The organism is Streptomyces sp. NPDC054872, assembly GCF_053610705.1.
The window spans coordinates 131,391-153,226 of sequence record NZ_JBSGYY010000019.1 but is presented as its reverse complement, the minus strand read 5'-3'; the positions used below and the strand labels follow the sequence as shown (position 1 = coordinate 153,226).

The window sequence follows — 21,836 nt, the reverse complement described above, 5'->3', positions numbered from 1 at the left end:
GCTGCGCTCAGCGAGGTCCTGGATGGCGGTCGGGACGTGGCGTTGGGTGCGGTGGATGTGCTGGGTGTGGATGTGCGTGAGTTGTTGGTGTCGGGCTGGAATGACACGGCTGTCGGTGTGTCGGGTGTGTCGGGTGTGTCGGTGGTGGAGTTGTTTGGGCGGCGGGTGCGGGAGGTTCCTGGGGCGGTTGCGGTGGTGTTTGAGGGTGTGGAGCTGACCTACGGCGAGTTGGATGTGCGGTCGAATCGGCTGGCGCGTTTCTTGCGGGGTCAGGGTGTGGGTGCTGAGTCGGTGGTGGGTTTGTGTCTGCCGCGTGGGGGTGACTTGGTTGCGGGGATGTTGGGTGTGTTGAAGGCGGGGGCGGCGTTTTTGCCGATCGTTGGTGGGCTGCCGGTGGAGCGGGTTGCGCACATGCTGGCTGACAGTCGTGTGGAGTTGGTGTTGGGTGCGGGGGAGGCGGTGGATGAGCTGCCGGCGGGGCGTGTGCGGGTGGTGTCTCTCGATGATCCGATGACGGCGATGTTGGTGGACGCGTGTGCTGATGTGCCGCCGGACGTAGCCATCGATCCGGCGGGGCTGGCTTACGTCATCTATACGTCCGGTTCGACGGGCACTCCGAAGGGTGTGGCCGTCGCTCATGCGGGTGTGGTCAATCTGGTGGCTGCGCAGGGTGAGCGGTTCGCGGTGGAGCCGGGGTCGCGGGTGTTGCAGTTCGCCTCGGTCGGGTTCGATGCGGCGGTGTCGGAGGTGCTGGTGACGCTGTGCGCCGGTGCGGGGCTGGTGATGGCGTCGGCGGATGAGTTGTTGCCGGGGGGCGGTCTGGTGGAGTTGGTGGCGGATCGGGGGGTGACGCATGCGACGTTGCCGCCGGCGGTGTTGGGTGCGTTGGACGACATCGATCTTGCGTCGGTGACCACGCTCGTATCCGCCGGTGAGGCGTTGGATGCGGGGTTGGTGGCGCGGTGGGCCGCGGGCCGGCGGTTGATCAATGCGTATGGTCCGACGGAGATCACGGTGTGTGCGTCGATGTCGGAGCCTTTGGCGGTCGGTGACGAGCCGACGATCGGTGGTCCGATCGCCAATAGCCGTTTGTTTGTGCTGGACGCTGGGCTTCAGCCGGTGCCGGTCGGGGTGGCGGGTGAGTTGTATGTCGCTGGCGTGGGGGTGGCCCGTGGCTATGTGGGCCGCCCGTCGCTGACGGGTGAGCGGTTCGTGGCCTGCCCCTTCGGGACGGGCTCCGGTGAGCGGATGTATCGGACCGGGGATCTGGCGAAGTGGACTCCGGACGGGCAGTTGGTGTTCGCCGGGCGCGCGGATGAGCAGGTGAAGATCCGCGGTTTCCGTATCGAGCCGGGTGAGATCGAGGCTGTCCTGCAGTCCCATTCGGACGTCGATCAGGCGGTGGTGGTCGCCCGTGAGGACTCTCCGGGGGACAAGCGTCTGGTCGGCTATGTGGTGGCCGGTGATGGTGTGGAGCCTGAGGGGCTGCGGGAGTTGGTGGCTTTACGGCTGCCGGAGTACATGGTTCCGGCCGCGTTCGTGACGCTGGCGGAGTTGCCGCTGACGGCCAACGGCAAGCTGGACCGCAGGGCCCTCCCTGCACCGGAGTTTGTCACCGGTGCAGGGAGGGCGCCGGCCACTGTGCAGGAGGAGATCTTGTGTGCGGCGTTCGCCGAGGTCTTGGGCCTGGAATCGGTCGGGGTCGATGACAGCTTCTTTGCTCTGGGCGGGCATTCGCTGCTGGCGGTGCGGTTGGTGTCGCGGATCCGTGTTGTGTTGGGTGTGGAGGTAGAGGTCCGCACGCTGTTCGAGGCGCCGACGGTGGCAGGGTTGGCGGGCCGGCTGGCGCAGGGTGCCGGACAGGCGCGTATGCCGCTGAGGGCCGCGGTGCGGCCGGAGCGGGTGCCGTTGTCGTTCGCGCAGCAGCGGCTGTGGTTCCTGGCCCAACTCGAAGGTCCCAGCGCCACCTACAACATTCCCACCCCGATCCGTATACAGGGCGTGGACGCCGCGGTGCTGGAACAGGCGTTGCGGGATGTGATCGGGCGGCATGAGTCGCTGCGAACGGTCTTCCCGACCGCCGACGGCCGGCCCTACCAGCACATCCTCGACCCGGACGAGCTGGACTGGCACGTCACGGTGACCGAGGTGGAGCCCGAGGCGCTGAAGGCTGCCGCGGCGCAGGCTGCGAACTACGCGTTCGACCTGTCGGCGGAGCTGCCGATCCGGGCGTGCCTGCTCCAGGCAGGGTCGGACGAGCAGGTGTTGGTGCTGGTTGTCCATCACATCGCCTCCGACGGCTGGTCTCGCGGTCCTCTCGCGCGGGATGTCTCGACCGCTTATGAGGCGCGGCTGCGGGGTGGGGCTCCGGTGTGGGAGCCATTGCCGGTGCAGTATGCCGATTACGCGGTGTGGCAGCGGGAGCTGCTGGGTGAGGAGTCCGACCCGGAGAGTCTGCTGTCGCAGCAGGTGGAGTACTGGCGGCAGACGCTTGCCGGTGCCCCGGAGGAGTTGGAGCTGCCGGTGGACCGGCAGCGTCCGGCATCGGCGAGCCATCAGGGTCATCGGGTGCCGGTGCGGATACCGGCCGGGGTGCATCAGCGGATGGTGGAGCTGGCGCGCGCCGAGGGCGTGACGACGTTCATGGTGGCGCAGGCCGCGCTCGCGGTGACCCTGTCGCGGCTGGGTGCCGGCACCGACATCCCGATCGGATCGCCGATCGCGGGGCGTACCGACGAGGCGTTGGACGACCTCGTCGGACTGTTCATCAACACCCTGGTCATCCGCACCGACCTGTCCGGCGACCCGGACTTCCGCCAGATCCTGGCGCGGGTACGGGAAGCGAGCCTGGCCGCGTTCGCGCACCAGGACATGCCCTTCGAACGGCTCGTGGAGGAGCTGACACCCACCCGCTCCCTCGCCCGACACCCCCTCTTCCAGGTGTTGTTGACGTTGCGCAATCTGGAGTCTGCGACGCTGGATCTGCCCCAGGTCCGCGCGGAGGCGTTTCACGGGTCAGGGAGTGCCGCGCGTTTCGACGTGGACGTGTCGTTGCACGAAGTCTTCGACGAGCAGGGTCGGCCGGCGGGTGTCGGCGGCGGGATGACCGTGGCTGCGGACCTGTTCGAGCCGGAGACGGCTTCCAGGATCGCGGACTGGTTTGTGCGTGTGGTGGATGCGGTCACTGCTGCTCCGGGCATTGCCTTGCATGCGGTGGACGTGCTCGATGCGGCAGAGCACGACCTTGTGGTCGGGCAGTGGAACGAGACTGCCGCGGCCGTGCCTGATGTGGGTTGGGTGGAGTGGTTCGAGGAGTGGGCGGCGTCGTGTCCCGATGCGGTCGCGGTGGTGGCCGACGGCCAGGAGATCTCCTACGTCGAGCTGAATCAGCGGGCGAATCGGTTGGCGTGGTGGTTGATGGCGCGGGGGGCGGGGCCGGAGCGGTTTGTGGCGGTGGCCTTGCCTCGTTCGGTGGAGCTGCTGGTGGCGTTGTTGGCGGTGGCGAAGTCGGGTGCGGGGTACCTGCCGTTGGATATGGACTTTCCGGCCGAGCGGCTGGAGTTCATGCTCGCGGAGGCCGCGCCGGTGATGGTCTTGTCGTGTGCGCAGTTGGCGCAGGGGGTGCCGGGTGCAGGCCCGGTGGCACTCATCGACGATGTGGTGACGGCTGCTGAGATCGGTGCGTGTTCGGCGGCGAATGTGACGGATGCGGACCGTCGGGTGCTGGTGGTGGGCGGGCATCCGATGTATGTCATCTACACCTCTGGGTCGACGGGGCGGCCCAAGGGTGTGGTGGTCTCGCGTGCGGCGTTGGCGAATCTGCTGGTTGGGATGCAGCAGCAGCTGGGTCTGGGCCGTGGGGATCGGCTGCTGGCGCTGACCACGGTCGGGTTCGACATCGCCGGTCTGGAGCTGTTTTTGCCGCTGATTCAGGGTGCGGCGGTGGTAGTGGCGGCCAAGGAGCTGGTCTATGACCAGGTGGCGTTTGGCCGTGTGGTCGAAGAGAGCGGGGCGAGTGTCATCCAGGCCACGCCGACGTTGTGGCGGTCGGTGCTGGCCGGTGGTCGGGTGGATCTGGGCGGGGTGCGGGTGCTGGTCGGTGGCGAGGCGCTGCCGGCGGACCTTGCGGCCCGGCTGGCGCGGGCGGCCGCGGGTGTGGTGAATGTGTACGGGCCGACGGAGACCACGATCTGGTCCACATCTGCACAGATCGAGCCGGGGCATGTCGGGGAGCCGTTGATCGGTGGGCCGATCGCCAATACCCGGCTGTATGTACTGGATGAAGGTTTGCGGCCGGTGCCGGTGGGGGTGGCCGGTGAATTGTATATCGCTGGTGCCGGGGTGGCGCGTGGCTACTTGGGCCGTCCGGGGTTGACGGGTGAGCGGTTTGTGGCCTGCCCCTTCGGGTCGGGTTCCGGTGAGCGGATGTATCGGACCGGGGACCGGGTGCGGTGGACCCGGGAGGGGCAGTTGGCCTTCCTCGGCCGGGCGGATGAGCAGGTGAAGGTCCGCGGGTTCCGTATCGAGCCCGGTGAGATCGAATCCGCCCTGCTGACCGACCCGAACGTCACACAAGCCGCGGTGGTCGTACGTGAGGACAACCCGGGGGACAAGCGGCTGGTGGCCTATGTCGTGCCGGCCGACACCGACCGTGTGGACTTCAATGATCTGCGTGCGTTCGTGGCGGGCCGGCTGCCGGAGTACATGGTCCCGGCCGCGTTCGTGACGCTGTCGGAGCTGCCACTCACGGCCAACGGCAAACTCGACCGCAAGGCCCTCCCGGCACCGCACTACCTCGCAGGCGCCGGGCGCGGACCGGCGACGGTGCGCGAGGAGATCCTGTGTGTGGCTTTCGCCGAGGTCCTGGGCGTGGAATCGATCGGGGTCGACGACGACTTCTTCGCACATGGCGGCCACTCGCTGCTGGCGATCTCACTGGTCGAACGACTGCGAGGGCGAGGCGTAGCCGTGTCGGTACGCGCCCTGTTCGAGTCGCCGACGCCCGCGGGCCTGGCGCGGACAGCTGATGTCGGGACGCTCGAGGTGCCGGAGAACCTGATCCCCGCAGACGCCGAGCGAATCACGCCGGAAATGCTGCCCCTGGTGGAGCTGTCGCAGACCGACATCGACCGGGTCGTCGCGACGGTCGACGGCGGGGCGGCGAATGTGGCGGACATCTATCCGTTGGCACCGCTGCAGGAAGGGATGTTCTTCCACCACCTCATGGCCGGTGACGGGGAGGACGTCTATCTCACCGCGCGCGTCGTGGAGTTCGACTCGCGCTCCCGGCTGGATGAGTTCGTGCAGGCGTTGCAGCAGGTCGTCGACCGGCATGACATCTATCGCACGGGTGTGGTGTGGGAAGGGCTGCGCGAGCCCGTGCAGGTGGTGTGGCGGCGGGCCGAACTCCCGGTCCTGGAACACACCCTGGAGACCAAGGGCACGGAACCGACCGCCTGGGCCGAGGACTTGATGGCACGATCCGGGGCGGTCATGGACCTGGGCCGTGCGCCGCTGATGGACCTGCACGCGGCCCAGGCACCCGAGGGTCGCTGGCTGGCCGTTGTCCGCATGCACCACATGGTGCAGGACCACCTGGGCATGGACATGCTCCTGGGCGAGCTGCGGGCGGTTCTGTCCGGTGAGGCCATGGACATGGCGCCGGCGTTGCCGTTCCGGAACTTCGTGGCGCAGACGCGTGCGGTGCCGCGGGAGGAGCACGAGCGGTTCTTCGCCGACCTCCTGGGCGACGTCACCGAACCCACCGCCCCCTACGGGCTGCTCGGCGTCCAGGGCGACGGCACCGATGTCGCAGCTGAGCGGGTGCCTCTGCCCGGCGAGCAGGTCGCGGCCCTGCGGAGGGTGGCGCGGGAGCTGGGTGTCAGCCCGGCGACCGTTCTGCACGTGGCGTGGGCCCGGGTGCTTGCCATCCTCGCGGGTCGGGATGATGTGGTGTTCGGCACGGTGCTGTTCGGCCGGATGAACGCCGGTGCCGGTGCCGACCGGGTGCTCGGCCCATTCATGAACACGTTGCCGGTGCGGGTACGGACCGCTGGTGTCGGGGTACGTGCGGCCGTCGAGGGGATGCGGGACCAACTGGCGGCGCTGCTGGAGCACGAGCATGCGCCGCTGGCGATGGCCCAGCGGGCGAGCGCCGTCGTCGGCGACATGCCCGTGTTCACCTCGCTGTTCAACTACCGGCACGGTGTCCAGAAGGCCGATACGCCCGGCGATCAACAGGTCGAGGGCGTCAAGCATCTCTCTCGACGGGAGCGGACCAACTACCCGCTCACCGTGGCAGTCAATGATCTCGGTCCGGAAAAGCTCAGCCTGAGCGTTGAGGCAGTGCAGCCGATCGACGCGGCCGCAGTCGGCCACCTGATGCGTACAGCGCTGGGCAGCGTGCTCAATGCACTGGACGCTGTGCTGGGCGGAAGTCCCGACCCGCGGCTGGACGCGCTGAACCTTCTTGAGCCGCAAGAGCGCGACGTGGTGGTGCGGCAGTGGAATGACACGGCTGTCGATGTGTCGGGTGTATCGGTGCCGGCGTCCTTCGAACGGTGGGTGGCCGAGGCTCCTGGTTCGGTTGCGGTGGTGTTTGAGGGTGTGGAGCTGACGTACGGCGATGTGGATGTGGCGGCGAATCGGCTGGCGAATTGGCTTCGTGCTCGGGGGGTGGGCGCCGAGTCGGTGGTAGGGCTGCGGTTGCCGCGTGGACCGGAGATGGTCGTGGGGATTCTCGGGGTGTGGAAGGCGGGCGCGGCGTATCTGCCGATTGATGCGGCGCTGCCGGTGGAGCGGGTGGAGGTCATGCTCGTTGACGCCGGGGTGCAGGTCGTCGTTGGTGTGGAGGAGTTGGAGAGCTCTGGCGATGTGTCGGAGATGGCACTGGATGTGGCTGTCGATCCGGCTGGGTTGGCGTATGTGATCTTTACGTCGGGGTCGACGGGGGCGCCGAAGGGTGTGGGGGTTTCGCACGGTTCGGTGGCGAATTTGGTGTCGGTGTTTGCTCCGGTGATGGGTGCGGGGCCGGGTGTGGGGGTGTTGCAGTTCGCGTCGTTCAGCTTCGACGCCTCGGTGCTGGATGTGGCGGTGGCGCTCGCTTCGGGTGCCACGCTGTGGATCGCGAGTGACGAGCAGCGGCGGGAGCCGTGGCGTCTGCGGGAGTTGGAGGGGGTTGGGGCGGCGAGTGTGGTGCCGTCGTTGTTGGAGGTGCTGGACCCGGACGATCTGGCGCAGGTCGGTCCCATGGTGGTGGGATCTGAGGCGGTCAGTGAGGCGGTGGCGCGCACCTGGTCGCCGGGGCGTGATCTGGTGCATGCCTACGGTCCGACCGAGGCGACGGTCATCACCGCGATCGGAACGGTTGATGCCGACCGTTCGGGTGTGGTGCCCTTCGGCCGGCCCATCGCCAACACCCGCATGTTCGTGCTCGACCCGGTGCTGCAGCCGGTGCCGATCGGGGTCACGGGCGAGTTGTATGTTGCGGGTTCCGCGTTGGCGCGTGGCTATGTCGGCCGTCCGGGGCTGACGGGCGAGCGGTTCGTGGCCTGCCCCTTCGGCCCGGGGTCCGGGGAGCGGATGTACCGGACAGGGGACCTGGTCAAGTGGAGCCAGGACGGACAGTTGGTGTTCGCCGGCCGTGTGGATGAACAGGTGAAGATTCGCGGGTTCCGTATCGAACCCGGAGACATCGAAGCCGCTCTGCTGACCGACCCGAGCGTCACACAGGCCGCGGTGATCGCCCGCGAGGACAGCCCCGGTGACCGACAGCTGGTGGCCTACGTGGTGCCCAACGGCCACGAGCCGCAAGGACTACGGGAACTGGTCGCCTCGCGGCTGCCGGACTACATGGTCCCCGCCGCCTTCGTGACGCTTCCGGAGCTGCCGCTGACGACCAACGGCAAGCTCGACCGTCGCGCACTGCCGGCACCGCAGTACACCACCGGCACAGGCCGTGCGCCGGCCACCGTCCAGGAAGAGATACTCTGCGCCGCCTTCGCCGACGTCCTCGGCGTGGATGCGGTCGGAGTCGACGACAACTTCTTCCTGCTCGGCGGACACTCCCTGATTGCCGTCCGGCTGATCTCGAGGGTGCGTGCGCTGCTGGGAGTGGAGGTCGGGGTCCGGGCGTTGTTCGAGAAGCCCACGCCCGCGGGCCTGGCGGCGCAGCTGGCCGACGGCACGGGGCAGGTGCGTACGCCGTTGCGAGCAGACGTACGGCCGGAGCAGGTCCCGCTGTCGTTCGCGCAACGGCGACTGTGGTTCATCGACCAGCTCCAGGGGCCGAACGCGACGTACAACATCACCGTGCCGCACCCGCTGAACGGAGACGTGGACGCCGCCGCGCTCGAGCTGGCGTTCCGTGACGTGATCGCGCGGCACGAGTCGCTGCGCACGGTGTTCCCCGCCGTGGACGGAGAGCCCTACCAGCGGATCGTGGATCCGAGCGATGTCAGCTGGGAACTGGAGGTGTACCAGGGCGCGCCCGGCGATGTGGCGGATGTCGTGGGGCGGGCGTCGAAGTACACGTTCGACCTCGCCGGCGAACTGCCCATCAAGGCCTGGCTGGTCCGGGACGGTTCGGACAGGCAGCTGCTTCATGTCGTCATGCACCACATCGCCTCCGACGGCTGGTCGATGGGGCCGCTGAGGCGGGATCTGACGACGGCGTATGAGGCGCGGTTGCGGGGTGAGGCTCCGACGTGGGAGCCGTTGCCCGTGCAGTACGCCGACTACGCCCTGTGGCAGCGGGAGTTGCTGGGTGAGGAGTCGGATCCGGAGAGCTTGCTGTCGCAGCAGGTGGAGTACTGGCGGCGAACGCTCGCGGGTGCTCCGGAGGAGCTGGTGCTGCCGACGGACCGGCAGCGTCCCGCGGCGGCGAGCCACACCGGTCATCGGGTGCCGATGCGCATATCCGCTGAAGTGCACGAGCAGCTGGTGAAGCTGGCGCGGTCCGAGGGCGTGACGACGTTCATGGTCATGCAGGCCGCGCTGTGCGTGATGCTGTCCCGCCTGGGAGCCGGTACCGACATCCCGATCGGCTCGGCTGTGGCCGGTCGTATCGATGAGGCGCTGGACGACCTCGTCGGGTTCTTTGTCAACACGCTGGTCATCCGTACCGACCTCGCTGGAGACCCGGAGTTCCGGCAGGTGCTGGCGCGGGTGCGGGAAGCCGGTCTGGACGCCCTGGCCCATCAGGACGTGCCGTTCGAGCGGTTGGTGGAGGAGCTGGCACCGTCGCGCTCGATGGCGCGGCACCCGCTGTTCCAGGTGACCCTGGACGTACAGAACGTTGAACGTGCGGCCGCCGAGCCGACCGGGGCCACCCGGGCCGATTCCGGAGCGACGGCGGTCGGTGGCGCAGCCTTGGTGACGGCGAAGCTCGACCTGGAGGTGATGCTGTCCGAGGTGCTCGACGACGAGGGGCGCCCGGCCGGACTCCGTGGCGTGCTCACCGCGTCGGCGGACTTGTTCGAGGCGGAGACGGCCGAGCGGATGGCGAACTGGTTCGCCCGGGTGCTTGAGTCGGTGACCGCGGCCCCCGAGCTGCGGCTGCGTCAGGTGGACGTGCTCGGTGCGGATGAGCGGGACGTGCTGCTTCGGGAGTGGAACGACTCGGCACTCGAGATGCCGTTCTCCTCGATCGTGGAGTTGTTCGCGCAGTGGGTGGCAGCCGCTCCGGATGCGGTGGCGGTGGTCGGGAACGGCGAGGAGCTGTCGTACGCCGAGCTGGACGCCGCGGCCAACCGGCTGGCGAACCACCTGCGCAGCCGGGGCGTGGGACCGGAGTCGGTTGTGGGCGTACGGCTCCCGCGCGCTCCCGAGATGATCGTCGGGATCATGGGCGTGTGGAAGGCAGGCGCGGCGTACCTGCCCGTCGACGCTGCGCTGCCGCCCGAGCGTCTGGAGTTCATGTTCGCCGACGCGGGGGTGGACCTCGTCGTCGGCCCGGAGGACCTGGGTCGATCGTCGGAGACCTCGGGCACCGCGCCGGAGGTGTTTATCGCCCCGGCGGGGCTCGCGTATGTGATCTACACGTCCGGCTCGACAGGCACACCGAAGGGCGTGGCGGTCTCGCACAGCGGCGCGGCGAACCTCGTGGCGGCGCAGCGCGACCGGATGGCGGTGGGGCAGGGCTCGCGGGTGCTGCAGTTCGTCTCGACCGGCTTCGATGTCGCCGTGTGTGATGTGCTGATGGCGCTGGGCACCGGAGCGACCCTGGTGACGGCTCCGGCGGACGAACTGCTGCCGGGCGGTGGGCTCGCGGACGTCGTGGCGCGCCACGGGGTGACGGACGTGGCATTGCCGGCCGCGGCGCTCGGTGCGCTTGCCGCGGAAGATCTGGCGTCCGTGAGGACGCTGGTGGTGGGTGGCGAGGCGCTGGACCCGAGCTTGGTCAGGCAGTGGGCCCCGGGCCGCCGGATGATCAACGCGTACGGGCCGACGGAGATCACGGTGTGTGCGTCGATGTCGGCCCCGCTCGTGACTGACGACGAGCCGCCGATCGGCACGCCACTCGCCAACACCCGCCTGTACGTGCTGGACGACACCCTCCAGCCCGCACCCGTGGGCGTCACCGGCGAGTTGTATGTGGCCGGTCCAGGCGTGGCGCGTGGCTACGTGGGTCGTCCGTCGTCGACGGGTGAGCGGTTCGTGGCCTGCCCCTTCGGTCCCGGGGCCGGGGAGCGGATGTACCGGACCGGGGACATGGTGAAGTGGAGCCCTGACGGGCAGTTGTTCTTCGCCGGGCGTGCCGACGAGCAGGTCAAGATCCGCGGGTTCCGTATCGAGCCGGGTGAGATCGAGGCGGCGCTGCTCACCCATCCCGATGTCCGCCAGGCCGTGGTGATCGCCCGTCGGCACACGTCGGGCGACAGGCGGCTCGTCGCGTACGTCGTCGGGGAAACGGCCGGTCTCGACGCCGAGGCCCTGCAGGCCTTCGTCGGCGGGCGGTTGCCGGAGTACATGGTGCCGGCCGCGGTGATGGAGTTGGCGGAGTTCCCGTTGACGGTGAACGGCAAGCTCGACCGCCAGGCGCTCCCCGCACCGGAGTACGCCACCGGCGCAGGTCGCGGTCCGGCGACGCCGGAGGAGGAGATCCTGTGTGCGGTGTTCGCCGGGGTGCTGGGTGTGGAGTCGGTCGGGGTGGACGACAGCTTCTTCGCCCTGGGTGGGCACTCGCTGCTCGCGGTCCGGCTGGCTGCACGAATCCGCTCCGTCCTCGGAGTGGAGCTGCCGCTGCGGGCGCTGTTCGAGGCCCCGACGGTGGCGGAGGTGGCCGCGCGCCTCGCCGGACCAGAGGTGGACCGGGTCCGGCTGCCGCTGCGGGCGGGGGTGCGGCCGGAGCGGTTGCCGTTGTCGTTCGCGCAGCGGCGGCTGTGGTTCCTGGCCCAACTCGAGGGCCCCAGCGCCACGTACAACATCCCTACACCGATCCGCGTGAGTGGCGTGGATGTCGACGCGTTGGATGCGGCGCTGCGGGACGTGATCACGCGGCACGAGTCGCTGCGGACGGTGTTCCCCGCCGTGGACGGCGAGCCCTACCAGCAGGTCCTCGACCCGGACGAACTCGAATGGGCTCTTGAAGTCACTCAGGTGGAACCCGACGAGCTGGGCGAAGCCGTCAGCCGGGCGTCGCGGTACGCGTTCGACCTGTCGGCGGAGCTGCCGATCCGGGTGTGGCTGTTCCAGAACGGCCAGAACGGCCAGAACGATCCGGATGGTCCGGACGAGCAGGTGTTGCTGGTGCTGCTGCACCACATTGCCGGCGACGGGTGGTCGATGGGGCCGCTGAGCCGGGATCTGTCGGCGGCGTATTCGGCGCGGCTGCGCGGCGAGGCTCCGGTGTGGGAGCCGTTGCCCGTGCAGTATGCGGATTACGCGTTGTGGCAGCGGGAGTTGCTGGGTGAGGAGTCGGATCCGGAGAGTCTGCTGTCGCGGCAGGCGGAGTACTGGCGGCGAACGCTCGCCGGTGCGCCGGAGGAACTGACGCTGCCGACCGACCACCCGCGACCGGCTGTCGCCAGCCATGTCGGTTACCGGGCGCCGGTGCGCATTCCCACCGAGGCACACCAGCGGCTGGTGGACCTCGCCCGTGCCGAGGGCGTGACCACGTTCATGGTGCTGCAGGCGGCGTTGGCGGTGACGGTGTCGCGACTCGGGGCCGGTACCGACATTCCGATCGGGTCGCCGATCGCGGGTCGAACCGACGAGGCGATGAACGATCTGGTCGGGATCTTCCTCAACACGCTGGTCATACGCACCGACCTGTCGGGTGATCCGGAGTTCCGGCAGGTGTTGGCCCGGGTGCGGGAGGCGAGTCTGGGTGCGTTCGCGCACCAGGACGTGCCGTTCGAGCGGCTGGTGGAGGAGCTGGCGCCGTCCCGGTCAATGGCTCGCCACCCGCTGGCGCAGGTCGTACTGACCATGCAGACCAGCGGCAACGCGTCCCTGGACATGCCCGGCGTCCGCGCCGGCGGCGGCACAGGTCTGGATTCGGCCGACGTGGCCACGTTGGTGAAGTTCGACCTGTGGGTGTCCCTGGGAGAGGTGTTTGACACCGAGGGCAGGCCGGCGGGTCTGCGGGGGGCGGTGACGGTCGCGGCGGACCTGTTCGACGAGCCGACAGCCGGGCGGATGGCCGACTGGCTCGTGCAGGTGCTCACCACGGTGACCGAGGTTCCGGAGGTGCGGCTGTCTGCGGTGGATGTGCTCGGTGCCGGGGAGCGGGATCGGGTGTTGGTGGGGTGGAACGACACCGCGGTGGAGGCCGGGTCGTCGTCGGTGGTGGAGTTGTTCGAGCGGCGGGTGGCGGCTGACCCGGGTGGGGTGGCGGTGGTCGCCGATGGGGAGCAGCTGACGTACGGCGAGTTGGGGGCGGCGGCTGATCGGCTGGCGTGCTACCTGCGTGATGTGGGTGTGGGGCGTGAGTCGGTGGTGGGCTTGTGTCTGCCGCGGGGTGTGGAGATGGTGACGGCGATCCTGGCGGTGTGGAAGGCGGGCGCCGGGTACCTGCCGATCGATGGCGGGGTGCCGACGGAGCGGGTGGCGTATCTGCTGGGTGACAGTCGTGCTCAGGTGGTGCTGGGTACGCGGGATGCGCTGGATGATCTGCCGGCGGGTCGGGTGCGGATGATCGCTGTGGATGATCCGACGACGACCGCCCTGCTGGAGGGCTACGCGGGTACGCCTGTGGGGCTGGACATTGATCCGGCGGGGTTGGCGTATGTGATTTATACGTCGGGGTCGACGGGGGTGCCGAAGGGTGTGGCGGTGACGCATGGGTCGCTGGCCAACTATGTGTCCTCGGTGTCGTCGCGGTTGGGTTGGGTGGTTGCGGGGGAGAGGTATGCGCTGTTGCAGGCGCAGGTGACGGACCTGGGTAACACGGTCGTGTTCACCAGCCTGGCCACTGGTGGTCAACTCCACGTATTGGGCGAGGAGTCGGTGACCGATCCGGAGGCGGTGGCGGAGTATGTGGCTGGGCAGGGCATTGATGCGTTCAAGGTGGTGCCTTCGCATCTGCAGGCACTGACGTCCGCAGCCGGTATCGAGCCGCTGCTGCCTGTTCGTTCCCTCGTGCTGGGCGGTGAGGCGGCTTCGGCCGGCTGGGTGCGGGAGTTGGTGCAGGCTGCTGCTGTCGGGGGTCGGCGGGTGTTCAACCACTACGGCCCGACCGAGACGACGATCGGTGTCGCTACCGTCGAGCTGACCGGGGAGTTGGTGGCTGGTGGGGTGGTGCCGATTGGCACCCCGATCGCCAACACTCGCCTGTTCGTGCTGGACGACACCCTCCAGCCGGCGCCGGTCGGCGTCACCGGTGAGCTGTACGTCGCCGGCGAGGCGCTTGCCCGCGGCTATGTGGGTCGGCCGTCGCTGACCGGTGAGCGGTTCGTGGCCTGCCCCTTCAGCCCGGGTTCCGGCGAGCGGATGTATCGCACCGGGGACTTGGCGAAGTGGAGTGCGGAGGGACAACTTGCCTTCGTCGGGCGGGCGGATGAGCAGGTGAAGGTCCGCGGGTTCCGTATCGAGCCGGGCGAGATCCAAGCCACCCTGCTGACCCACCCGGACGTGACCCAGGCCGCGGTGATCGCCCGCGAGGACACCCCCGGCGAAAAGCGCCTGATCGCCTACGTCGTGCCGACCGATGGTGAAGAGGTACAGGGCCCGCGGGAGTTCGTGGCGGGGAGGCTGCCGGAGTACATGGTCCCGGCGGCCGTCGTCTCGCTGCCGGAGCTGCCGCTGACCGCCAACGGGAAGCTCGACCGCAAGGCACTGCCCGCCCCCGAGTACGTCGCCGGCACAGGGCGCGCTCCGGCGACGCCGGCGGAAGTGACACTGTGTGCGGCGTTCGCCGAGGTCCTGGGTCTGGAGTCCGTCGGCGTCGACGACGACTTCTTCGAACTGGGCGGGCATTCGCTGCTGGCAGTGCGGTTGGTGTCGCGGATCCGAGTCGTGCTGGGGGTGGAGGTCGAGGTCCGCACGCTGTTCGAGGCACCGACGGTCGCCGCCCTGGCCGGCCAGTTGGCCGAGGTTGCCGGGCAGGCGCGGATACCGTTGCGGGCCGCGGTGCGGCCGGAGCGGTTGCCGTTGTCGTTCGCGCAGCGGCGGCTGTGGTTCCTGGCCCAGTTGGAGGGTCCGAGCGCCACCTACAACATCCCCACTCCGATCCGAATGCGTGATGTGGACGTCGAGGCGTTGGGTGCGGCGTTGCGGGATGTGATCGGGCGGCACGAATCGCTGCGGACGGTCTTCCCGGCCGTGGACGGCGAGCCCTACCAGCACATCCTCGGCCCGCGGGACCTGGACTGGGTTCTTCAGGTCTGCCAGGTGGAGCCGGAGGAGCTGGCCGGGGCGGTGGCCCAGGCGTCGCGGTATGCCTTCGACCTGTCGAGTGAGCTGCCGATCAAGGCATGGCTGTTCCAGGTCGGCCAGGTCGGCCAGGTCGGCCAGGACAAGCAGGTGGGCCAGGACGAGCAGGTGCTGGTGGTGGTCATGCACCACATCGCCTCCGACGGCTGGTCCCGCGGCCCGCTGGCCAAGGACGTCACCACCGCCTACGAAGCACGGCGAGGCGGTGAGGCTCCGGAGTTCGAGGCATTGCCGGTGCAGTATGCCGACTACACGCTCTGGCAGCAGCAGCTGCTGGGAGAAGAGGACGACCCCGAGAGTCTGCTGTCCCGGCAGGTCGACTACTGGCGTCAGGCGCTCGCCGGAGCCCCGGAGGAGCTGGCGCTGCCGCTCGACCGGCAGCGACCGGCAGTGGCCAGCCACCGCGGGCACGCAACGGGGTTCCGCGTGCCGGCCGAGGTGCACGCGCGGCTGGTGGAGGTGGCCCGTTCCGAGAACGTGACGGCGTTCATGGTGATGCAGGCCGCGCTGGCGGTGACGCTGTCCCGGCTGGGTGCCGGCAGCGACATCCCCATCGGGTCACCGATCGCGGGACGCAACGACGAGGCGCTGGACGACCTCGTCGGGTTCTTCCTCAACACGCTGGTCATCCGTACGGATCTCTCCGGTGATCCGGAGTTCCGGCAGGTGTTGGCACGAGTGCGCGATGCGAGTCTGGGCGCGTTCGCGCACCAGGACGTGCCGTTCGAGCGGCTGGTGGAGGAGCTGGCACCCGAGCGCTCCATGGCGCGCCATCCGCTGTTCCAGGTCGGGTTGACCGTGCAGAACACGGAGCGCGCCACGGTGGACCTGTCGGCGGCCGGACCGGGCGGCGGTGCGGACGGCTCCCCTTCCGGCATCGGCCCGATGCCGCAGCCCGCCAAGTTCGACGTCGACGTGGTCATGGCCGAGCAGTTCGACGGTGAGGGCAGGCCGGCGGGCTGGCACGGTGTGGTGACAACCGCGGCGGACCTGTTCGACGCCTCCTCTGCCGCCAGTCTGGCCGGCTGGTTCGTTCGCGTGCTCGGGCAGGTGAGCTCGGCGCCCCAGCTCCGGTTGGGCACGGTCGACCTCCTCTCGGCCGACGATCGCGACATGCTGGTCAGTGGATGGAACGACACGGTCACCCCTGTGGAGGGCGAGTCGGTCCTGGAGCTGTTCGGCCGGCAGGTGGACGCCGTGCCGGAGACGGTCGCCGTGACGGCCGACGGCGTCGATCTCTCGTACGGGTCGCTGGACGCGGCGGCCAATCGCCTGGCGCACCACCTACGTGACCTGGGTGTGGGGCGTGAGTCGCTGGTCGGCCTGTGCCTGCCGCGGGGGGCCGGGCTGGTGACGGCGATGCTGGCCGTGCTGAAGGCGGGTGCGGCCTATCTGCCCGTCGATGCCGCGCTGCCGACCGAGCGCGTGGAGTTCATGCTCTCGGAGAGCCGTGTGGCTTTCGTCATCGGAACCCAGGATGCCCTGGCTGATCTGCCCGTCGAGCGAGAGCGACTGGTCACCGTCGACGACTCGGCGACGACCGCGAGGCTGGCCGTCCTCCCGACGGTCGCGCCAGAGGTGGCCATCGATCCGGCGGGGCTGGCGTATGTGATCTACACGTCCGGTTCAACGGGCACACCGAAGGGCGTGGCAGGCACCCACGACGGGCTCGTCAACCTGGTGGCTGCGCAGGGTGAGCGGTTTGCGGTGGAGCGCGGGTCGCGGGTGTTGCAGTTCGCCTCGGTCGGGTTCGATGCGGCGGTGTCGGAAGTGTTCGTGACGCTGTGTGCGGGTGCGACGCTGGTCATGGCTGCCGCCGGGGAACCGGTGGCGGGCAGCGGTGTCCTCGATCCGGAGGTGTATCGCGGCGTGACGCATGCGACGTTGCCGCCGGCGGTCTTGAGGACGCTCGACGACGCCGATCTGGCGTCGGTGACCACGCTCGTATCCGCCGGTGAGGCGTTGGATGCGGGGTCGGTGGCGCGATGGGGCGCGGGCCGGCGTTTGATCAATGCGTATGGTCCGACGGAGATCACGGTGTGTGCGTCGATGTCGGAGCCTTTGGCGGCCGGTGACGAGCCGACGATCGGTGGTCCGATCGCCAATACCCGTTTGTTTGTGCTGGACGCGGGGCTTCAGCCGGTGCCGGTCGGGGTGGCGGGTGAGTTGTATGTCGCCGGCGTGGGGGTGGCCCGCGGTTATGTGGGCCGCCCGTCGCTGACAGCTGAGCGGTTCGTGGCCTGCCCCTTCGGGACGGGCTCCGGTGAGCGGATGTACCGGACGGGCGACCTGGCCAAGTGGACGTCCGACGGCCAGCTGCTCTTCGTCGGGCGCGTCGATGAGCAGGTGAAGATCCGCGGCTTCCGTATCGAACCGCGCGAGATCGAAGCGGTGCTGTCGACCCACGCCGATGTCGCACAGGTCGCCGTCGTCGCCCGCGAGGACACCCCCGGCGACAGGCGGCTCATCGCGTACGTCGTCGGGGAGACGGCCGGTCTCGACGCCGAGGCCCTGCAGGCCTTCGTCGGCGGGCGGTTGCCGGAATACATGGTCCCGGCCGCGTTCGTCACGCTTCCGGAGCTGCCGCTGACGACCAACGGCAAGCTCGACCGCAAGGCCCTCCCGGAGCCTGAGTACGCCACCGGCACGGGGCGTGCGCCGGCGACGGTCCAGGAGGAGATCCTGTGCGCGGCCTTCGCCGACATCCTCGGCGTGCAGGCGGTCGGGGTCGACGACAACTTCTTCCGGCTCGGCGGGCATTCACTGCTCGCGGTCCGGCTGATATCGCGGATCCGCACGGTGCTGGGCGTGGAGGTCAGGGTCCGGGCGTTGTTCGAGGCCCCGACCGTGGCCCGGCTGGCGGCCCTGCTGGCAGAGGACACGGGGCAGGCCCGTATCCCGCTGCGGGTTGCGACACGTCCGGAGCGGGTGCCGCTCTCGTTCGCCCAGCAGCGGCTCTGGTTCCTGGCCCAGCTCGAAGGCCCGAGCCCGACGTACAACATCGCCACCCCGATCCGCCTGCGCGGTGACGTGGATGCCGCGTCGCTGGAGCAGGCGCTGCGGGATGTGATCGAGCGGCACGAGTCCCTGCGGACGGTTTTCCCCGCCCACGACGGCAAGCCGTACCAGCAGATCCTCGACCTGTCGGAACTGGACTGGGAGCTGCAGGTCCGCCGGCTGGATCGAGGCGAGATGTCGGATGCCGTGGGGGAGGCGTCACAGTACGCGTTCGATCTGTCGACCGAGCTGCCGATCCGGGCGTGGTTGTTCGACGCCGGGTCGGACGAGCAGCTCTTGATGGTCGTCATGCATCACATCGCCGGAGACGGATGGTCGATGGGGCCGCTGAGCCGGGATGTCGCCACGGCCTATGCGGCTCGGCGGCGGGGCCAGGTCCCGGACTGGGAGCCGTTGGCGGTGCAGTACGCCGACTACACCCTCTGGCAGCGGGAGGTGCTGGGCGAAGAGTCCGATCCGGACAGCCTGCTCTCGAAACAGACGGCGTACTGGAGGCAGGCGCTGGCCGGTGCCCCGGAGGAGCTGACACTTCCGGGCGACCGGCCGCGGCCGACCACGGCAAGCCACCGGGGACACCGGATGCCGGTGCGGATACCGGCTGAGGTGCATCAGCCACTGGTCGACCTCGCCCGTGCCGAGAGCGTGACCGTGTTCATGGTCCTGCAGGCGGCGATGGCGGTGACGCTCTCACGCCTGGGGGCTGGTACGGACGTGCCGATCGGGTCGCCGATCGCGGGTCGTACGGACGAGGCGTTGGATGGTCTGGTCGGGTTCTTCGTCAACACGTTGGTGATCCGCACGGACTTGTCGGGTGATCCGGAGTTCCGGCAGGTGCTGGCCCGGGTGCGGGAGGCGAGCCTGGGCGCGTTCGCGCATCAGGACGTGCCGTTCGAGCGCCTGGTGGAGGAGTTGGCGCCGACGCGGTCGATGGCGCGGCACCCGCTGACGCAGGTCTTGTTGTCGATGCAGACCAGCGACGACGCCTCGCCGGAGCTGCCGGGCATGCGCGCCGGCGCAGGTATGGGGGCGTCCGACGAAGCGACACCGTCCTCGGCCAAGTTCGACCTGAACTTCGGCTTCACCGAAGTACTGGACGGCAACGGCCGACCCGCCGGCCTGCACGGCTCGGTGACGGTGGCGGCGGATCTGTTCGACGCGCCGGCGGCGGGACGTATGGCTCAGTGGTTCGGCCGAGTCCTTGAGCAGGTGGTGGCTTCCCCCGATGTGCCCGTGTCAGCGGTGGATGTGCTGGATCCCGGGGAGCGGGAGCGGGTGCTGGTGGGATGGAACGACACCGCGGTGGAGGCGGAGTCGTCTTCGGTGGTGGAGTTGTTCGAGCGGCAGGTGGGAGCTGTCCCGGACGCGGTGGCGGTGGTCGCCGATGGGGAGCAGTTGACGTACGGCGAGCTGGATGCGGCGGCCAACCGACTGGCGTGCTATCTGCGTGATCTGGGTGTGGGTCGTGAGTCGGTGGTGGGGTTGTGTCTGCCGCGTGGTGTGGGGATGGTCGCGGCGATCTTGGCGGTGTGGAAGGCGGGGGCGGCGTATGTGCCGATCGACGGCGCGTTGCCGGCGGAGCGGGTGGCGTATCTGCTGGCTGACAGTCGTGCGCAGTTGGTCCTCGGCACCCACGAGGCCCTGAATGAACGTTCGGCAGGCCGGGTTCGGATGATCGCCCTCGATGACCCCGCGACCGTCGCCCTGCTGGAGGGCTACGCGGACACTTCGCCTGAGGTGGCGGTGGATCGGGCGGGATTGGCGTATGTGATCTACACCTCGGGTTCGACGGGGACACCGAAGGGCGTGGCAGTCACGCACGGATCGTTGGCCAACTACGTGGAGTCGGTCTCCGGGCGACTCGGCTGGACCGCGGTCGGGGCGCGGTATGCGCTGTTGCAGGCGCAGGTGACGGACCTGGGCAACACGGTGGTGTTCACCAGCCTGGCCACCGGAGGCCAGTTGCATGTGCTGGAGGAGGCGGCGGTGACCGATCCGGAGGAGGTCGCCAGGTATGTGACCGAGCAGAACATCGACGCGTTGAAGGCGGTGCCGTCGCATCTGCAGGCGTTGACGGCCGCGGCCGGTGTCGAGGCGTTGCTGCCCACTCGTTCCCTCGTGCTGGGTGGCGAGGCCGGGTCGCCCGGCTGGGTTCAGGAGCTGGTGGAGACGGCCGCGGCCGGTGGCCGGCGCGTGTTCAACCACTACGGGCCGACGGAGACCACGATCGGTGTGGCCACGGCCGAACTGACGCCGAAGACGGTCGGCGGCGGGGTGGTGCCGATCGGTACCCCGATCGCCAACACCCGCCTGTTCGTGCTGGACGAGGCACTCCAGCCGGTGCCGGTCGGCGTCACGGGTGAGCTGTACGTCGCCGGCGCCGGTCTGGCCCGCGGCTACATGGGTCGTCCGTCGCAGACCGGTGAGCGGTTCGTCGCCTGCCCGTACGGGGCCGGTGGCGAGCGGATGTATCGCACCGGGGACGTGACCAGGTGGGGCGCGGATGGGCAGTTGGTCTTCGCGGGCAGAGTGGACGAGCAGGTCAAGATCCGCGGGTTCCGCATCGAGCCCGGCGAGATCGAAGCTGCCCTGTCCGCGCACCCGGAGGTGGCACGGGCCGCGGTGATCGCCCGCGAGGACACCCCCGGCGACAAGCGCCTGGTCGCCTACGTGGTGTCTGTCGACGGCGATGAGCCGGATGGTCTGCGGGAGTTCGTTGCCGGGCGGTTGCCGGAGCACATGGTGCCGGCCGCCTGCGTCACCCTGCCGGAACTGCCGCTGACCGCCAACGGCAAACTCGACCGCAGAGCGCTGCCCGCCCCCGACTACACCGCTGGCGCGACCGGCGCGGACGAGAAGAGGAACCTCGCCACGAGCCTGGAGTACCTCGTCAGCGACGTATTCGCCGACGTCCTCGGGGTCGACCAGGTCGGCTTCGACGACGACTTCTTCCGGCTCGGCGGCCACTCCCTGCTTGCGGTGACCCTCGTCATGCGGTTGCGGGAGAAGGGCATCTCGACCACGGTGCGGAATGTGTTCGCCGCGCCGACCGTCGCCGGCGTCGTCCGCCAACTGACCCTGGCGTCGATGAGCGACTCGCTCGGCAGGGTCCTGCCCATCCGGGCCGAGGGGGACCGGCCGCCGTTCTTCTTCTTCCACCCCGCCTCCGGTCTGAGCTGGTGCTACCGGCCCCTGACACGCTTCGTACCCGATGGAATCCCGCTGTACGGGCTGCAGGCCGCCGGAATGGACGGCAGCGGCACGCTGCCGAGCACGATCGACGACATGGCGTCGGACTACGTCGAACAGATCCGGGCCATCCAGCCACACGGCCCCTACCACCTCGTGGGGTTCTCGTTCGGCGGTATTCCCGTCCACGAGGTGGCCGTTCGCCTCCAGGAGGCGGGCGAGACCGTCGCCGCGCTCGTCGTCATGGACACCTATCCGTCCCAGCACAGGGGAGACGAGGCCGTCCGGCCTCCCGAGGACGTGCGGCCCGATGGGGCCGAGGCGCTCGAAGCCGGCCAGGCCACGGTGCGGCCGGCCGTCGAACAGCCCGACCCCGAGGCGCAGTTGCGGGAGGACGCGGCGCGGCTCCGAGGGGAGGTCGGCGACATCATCGACGGAATCACCGAGGAGGAACTGCTCCTCATCACCAAGATCTTCCGTAACAACACAAGGCTGCGAAAGCGCCACGAGGCTGGTGTCTTCCACGGCGACATGCTGGTCATCGTCGCCGAGGGCACCGAGGACAGCCCATCGCATGACTCGCAACTATGGCGTTGGGAGCCCCACGTTCGCGGCTCGATGTCAGCGGTCGGCCTGCCCTGCCGGCACACCGACCTCATGCTCCCCGACATGCTGAGCCGGGCATGGGAGGCGATAGCCGCATGGATGGAGTCGAGGAGCGCAGAATCCGGGACGTGAGCGGAGCCGCGGGCCGGAGC

General features: G+C 69.3%; 1 protein-coding gene. It reads left to right on the top strand.

Features of this window, described 5'->3' with window-relative positions:
• Positions 1 to 36 precede the first annotated feature (36 nt).
• Positions 37 to 21,816 carry a non-ribosomal peptide synthase/polyketide synthase gene (locus ACWGIH_RS24010; protein WP_453691696.1) on the top strand — a complete coding sequence of 7,260 codons (21,780 nt, stop codon included), beginning with the start codon at positions 37 to 39 and terminating at the stop codon, positions 21,814 to 21,816.
• Positions 21,817 to 21,836: the final 20 nt, after the last annotated feature.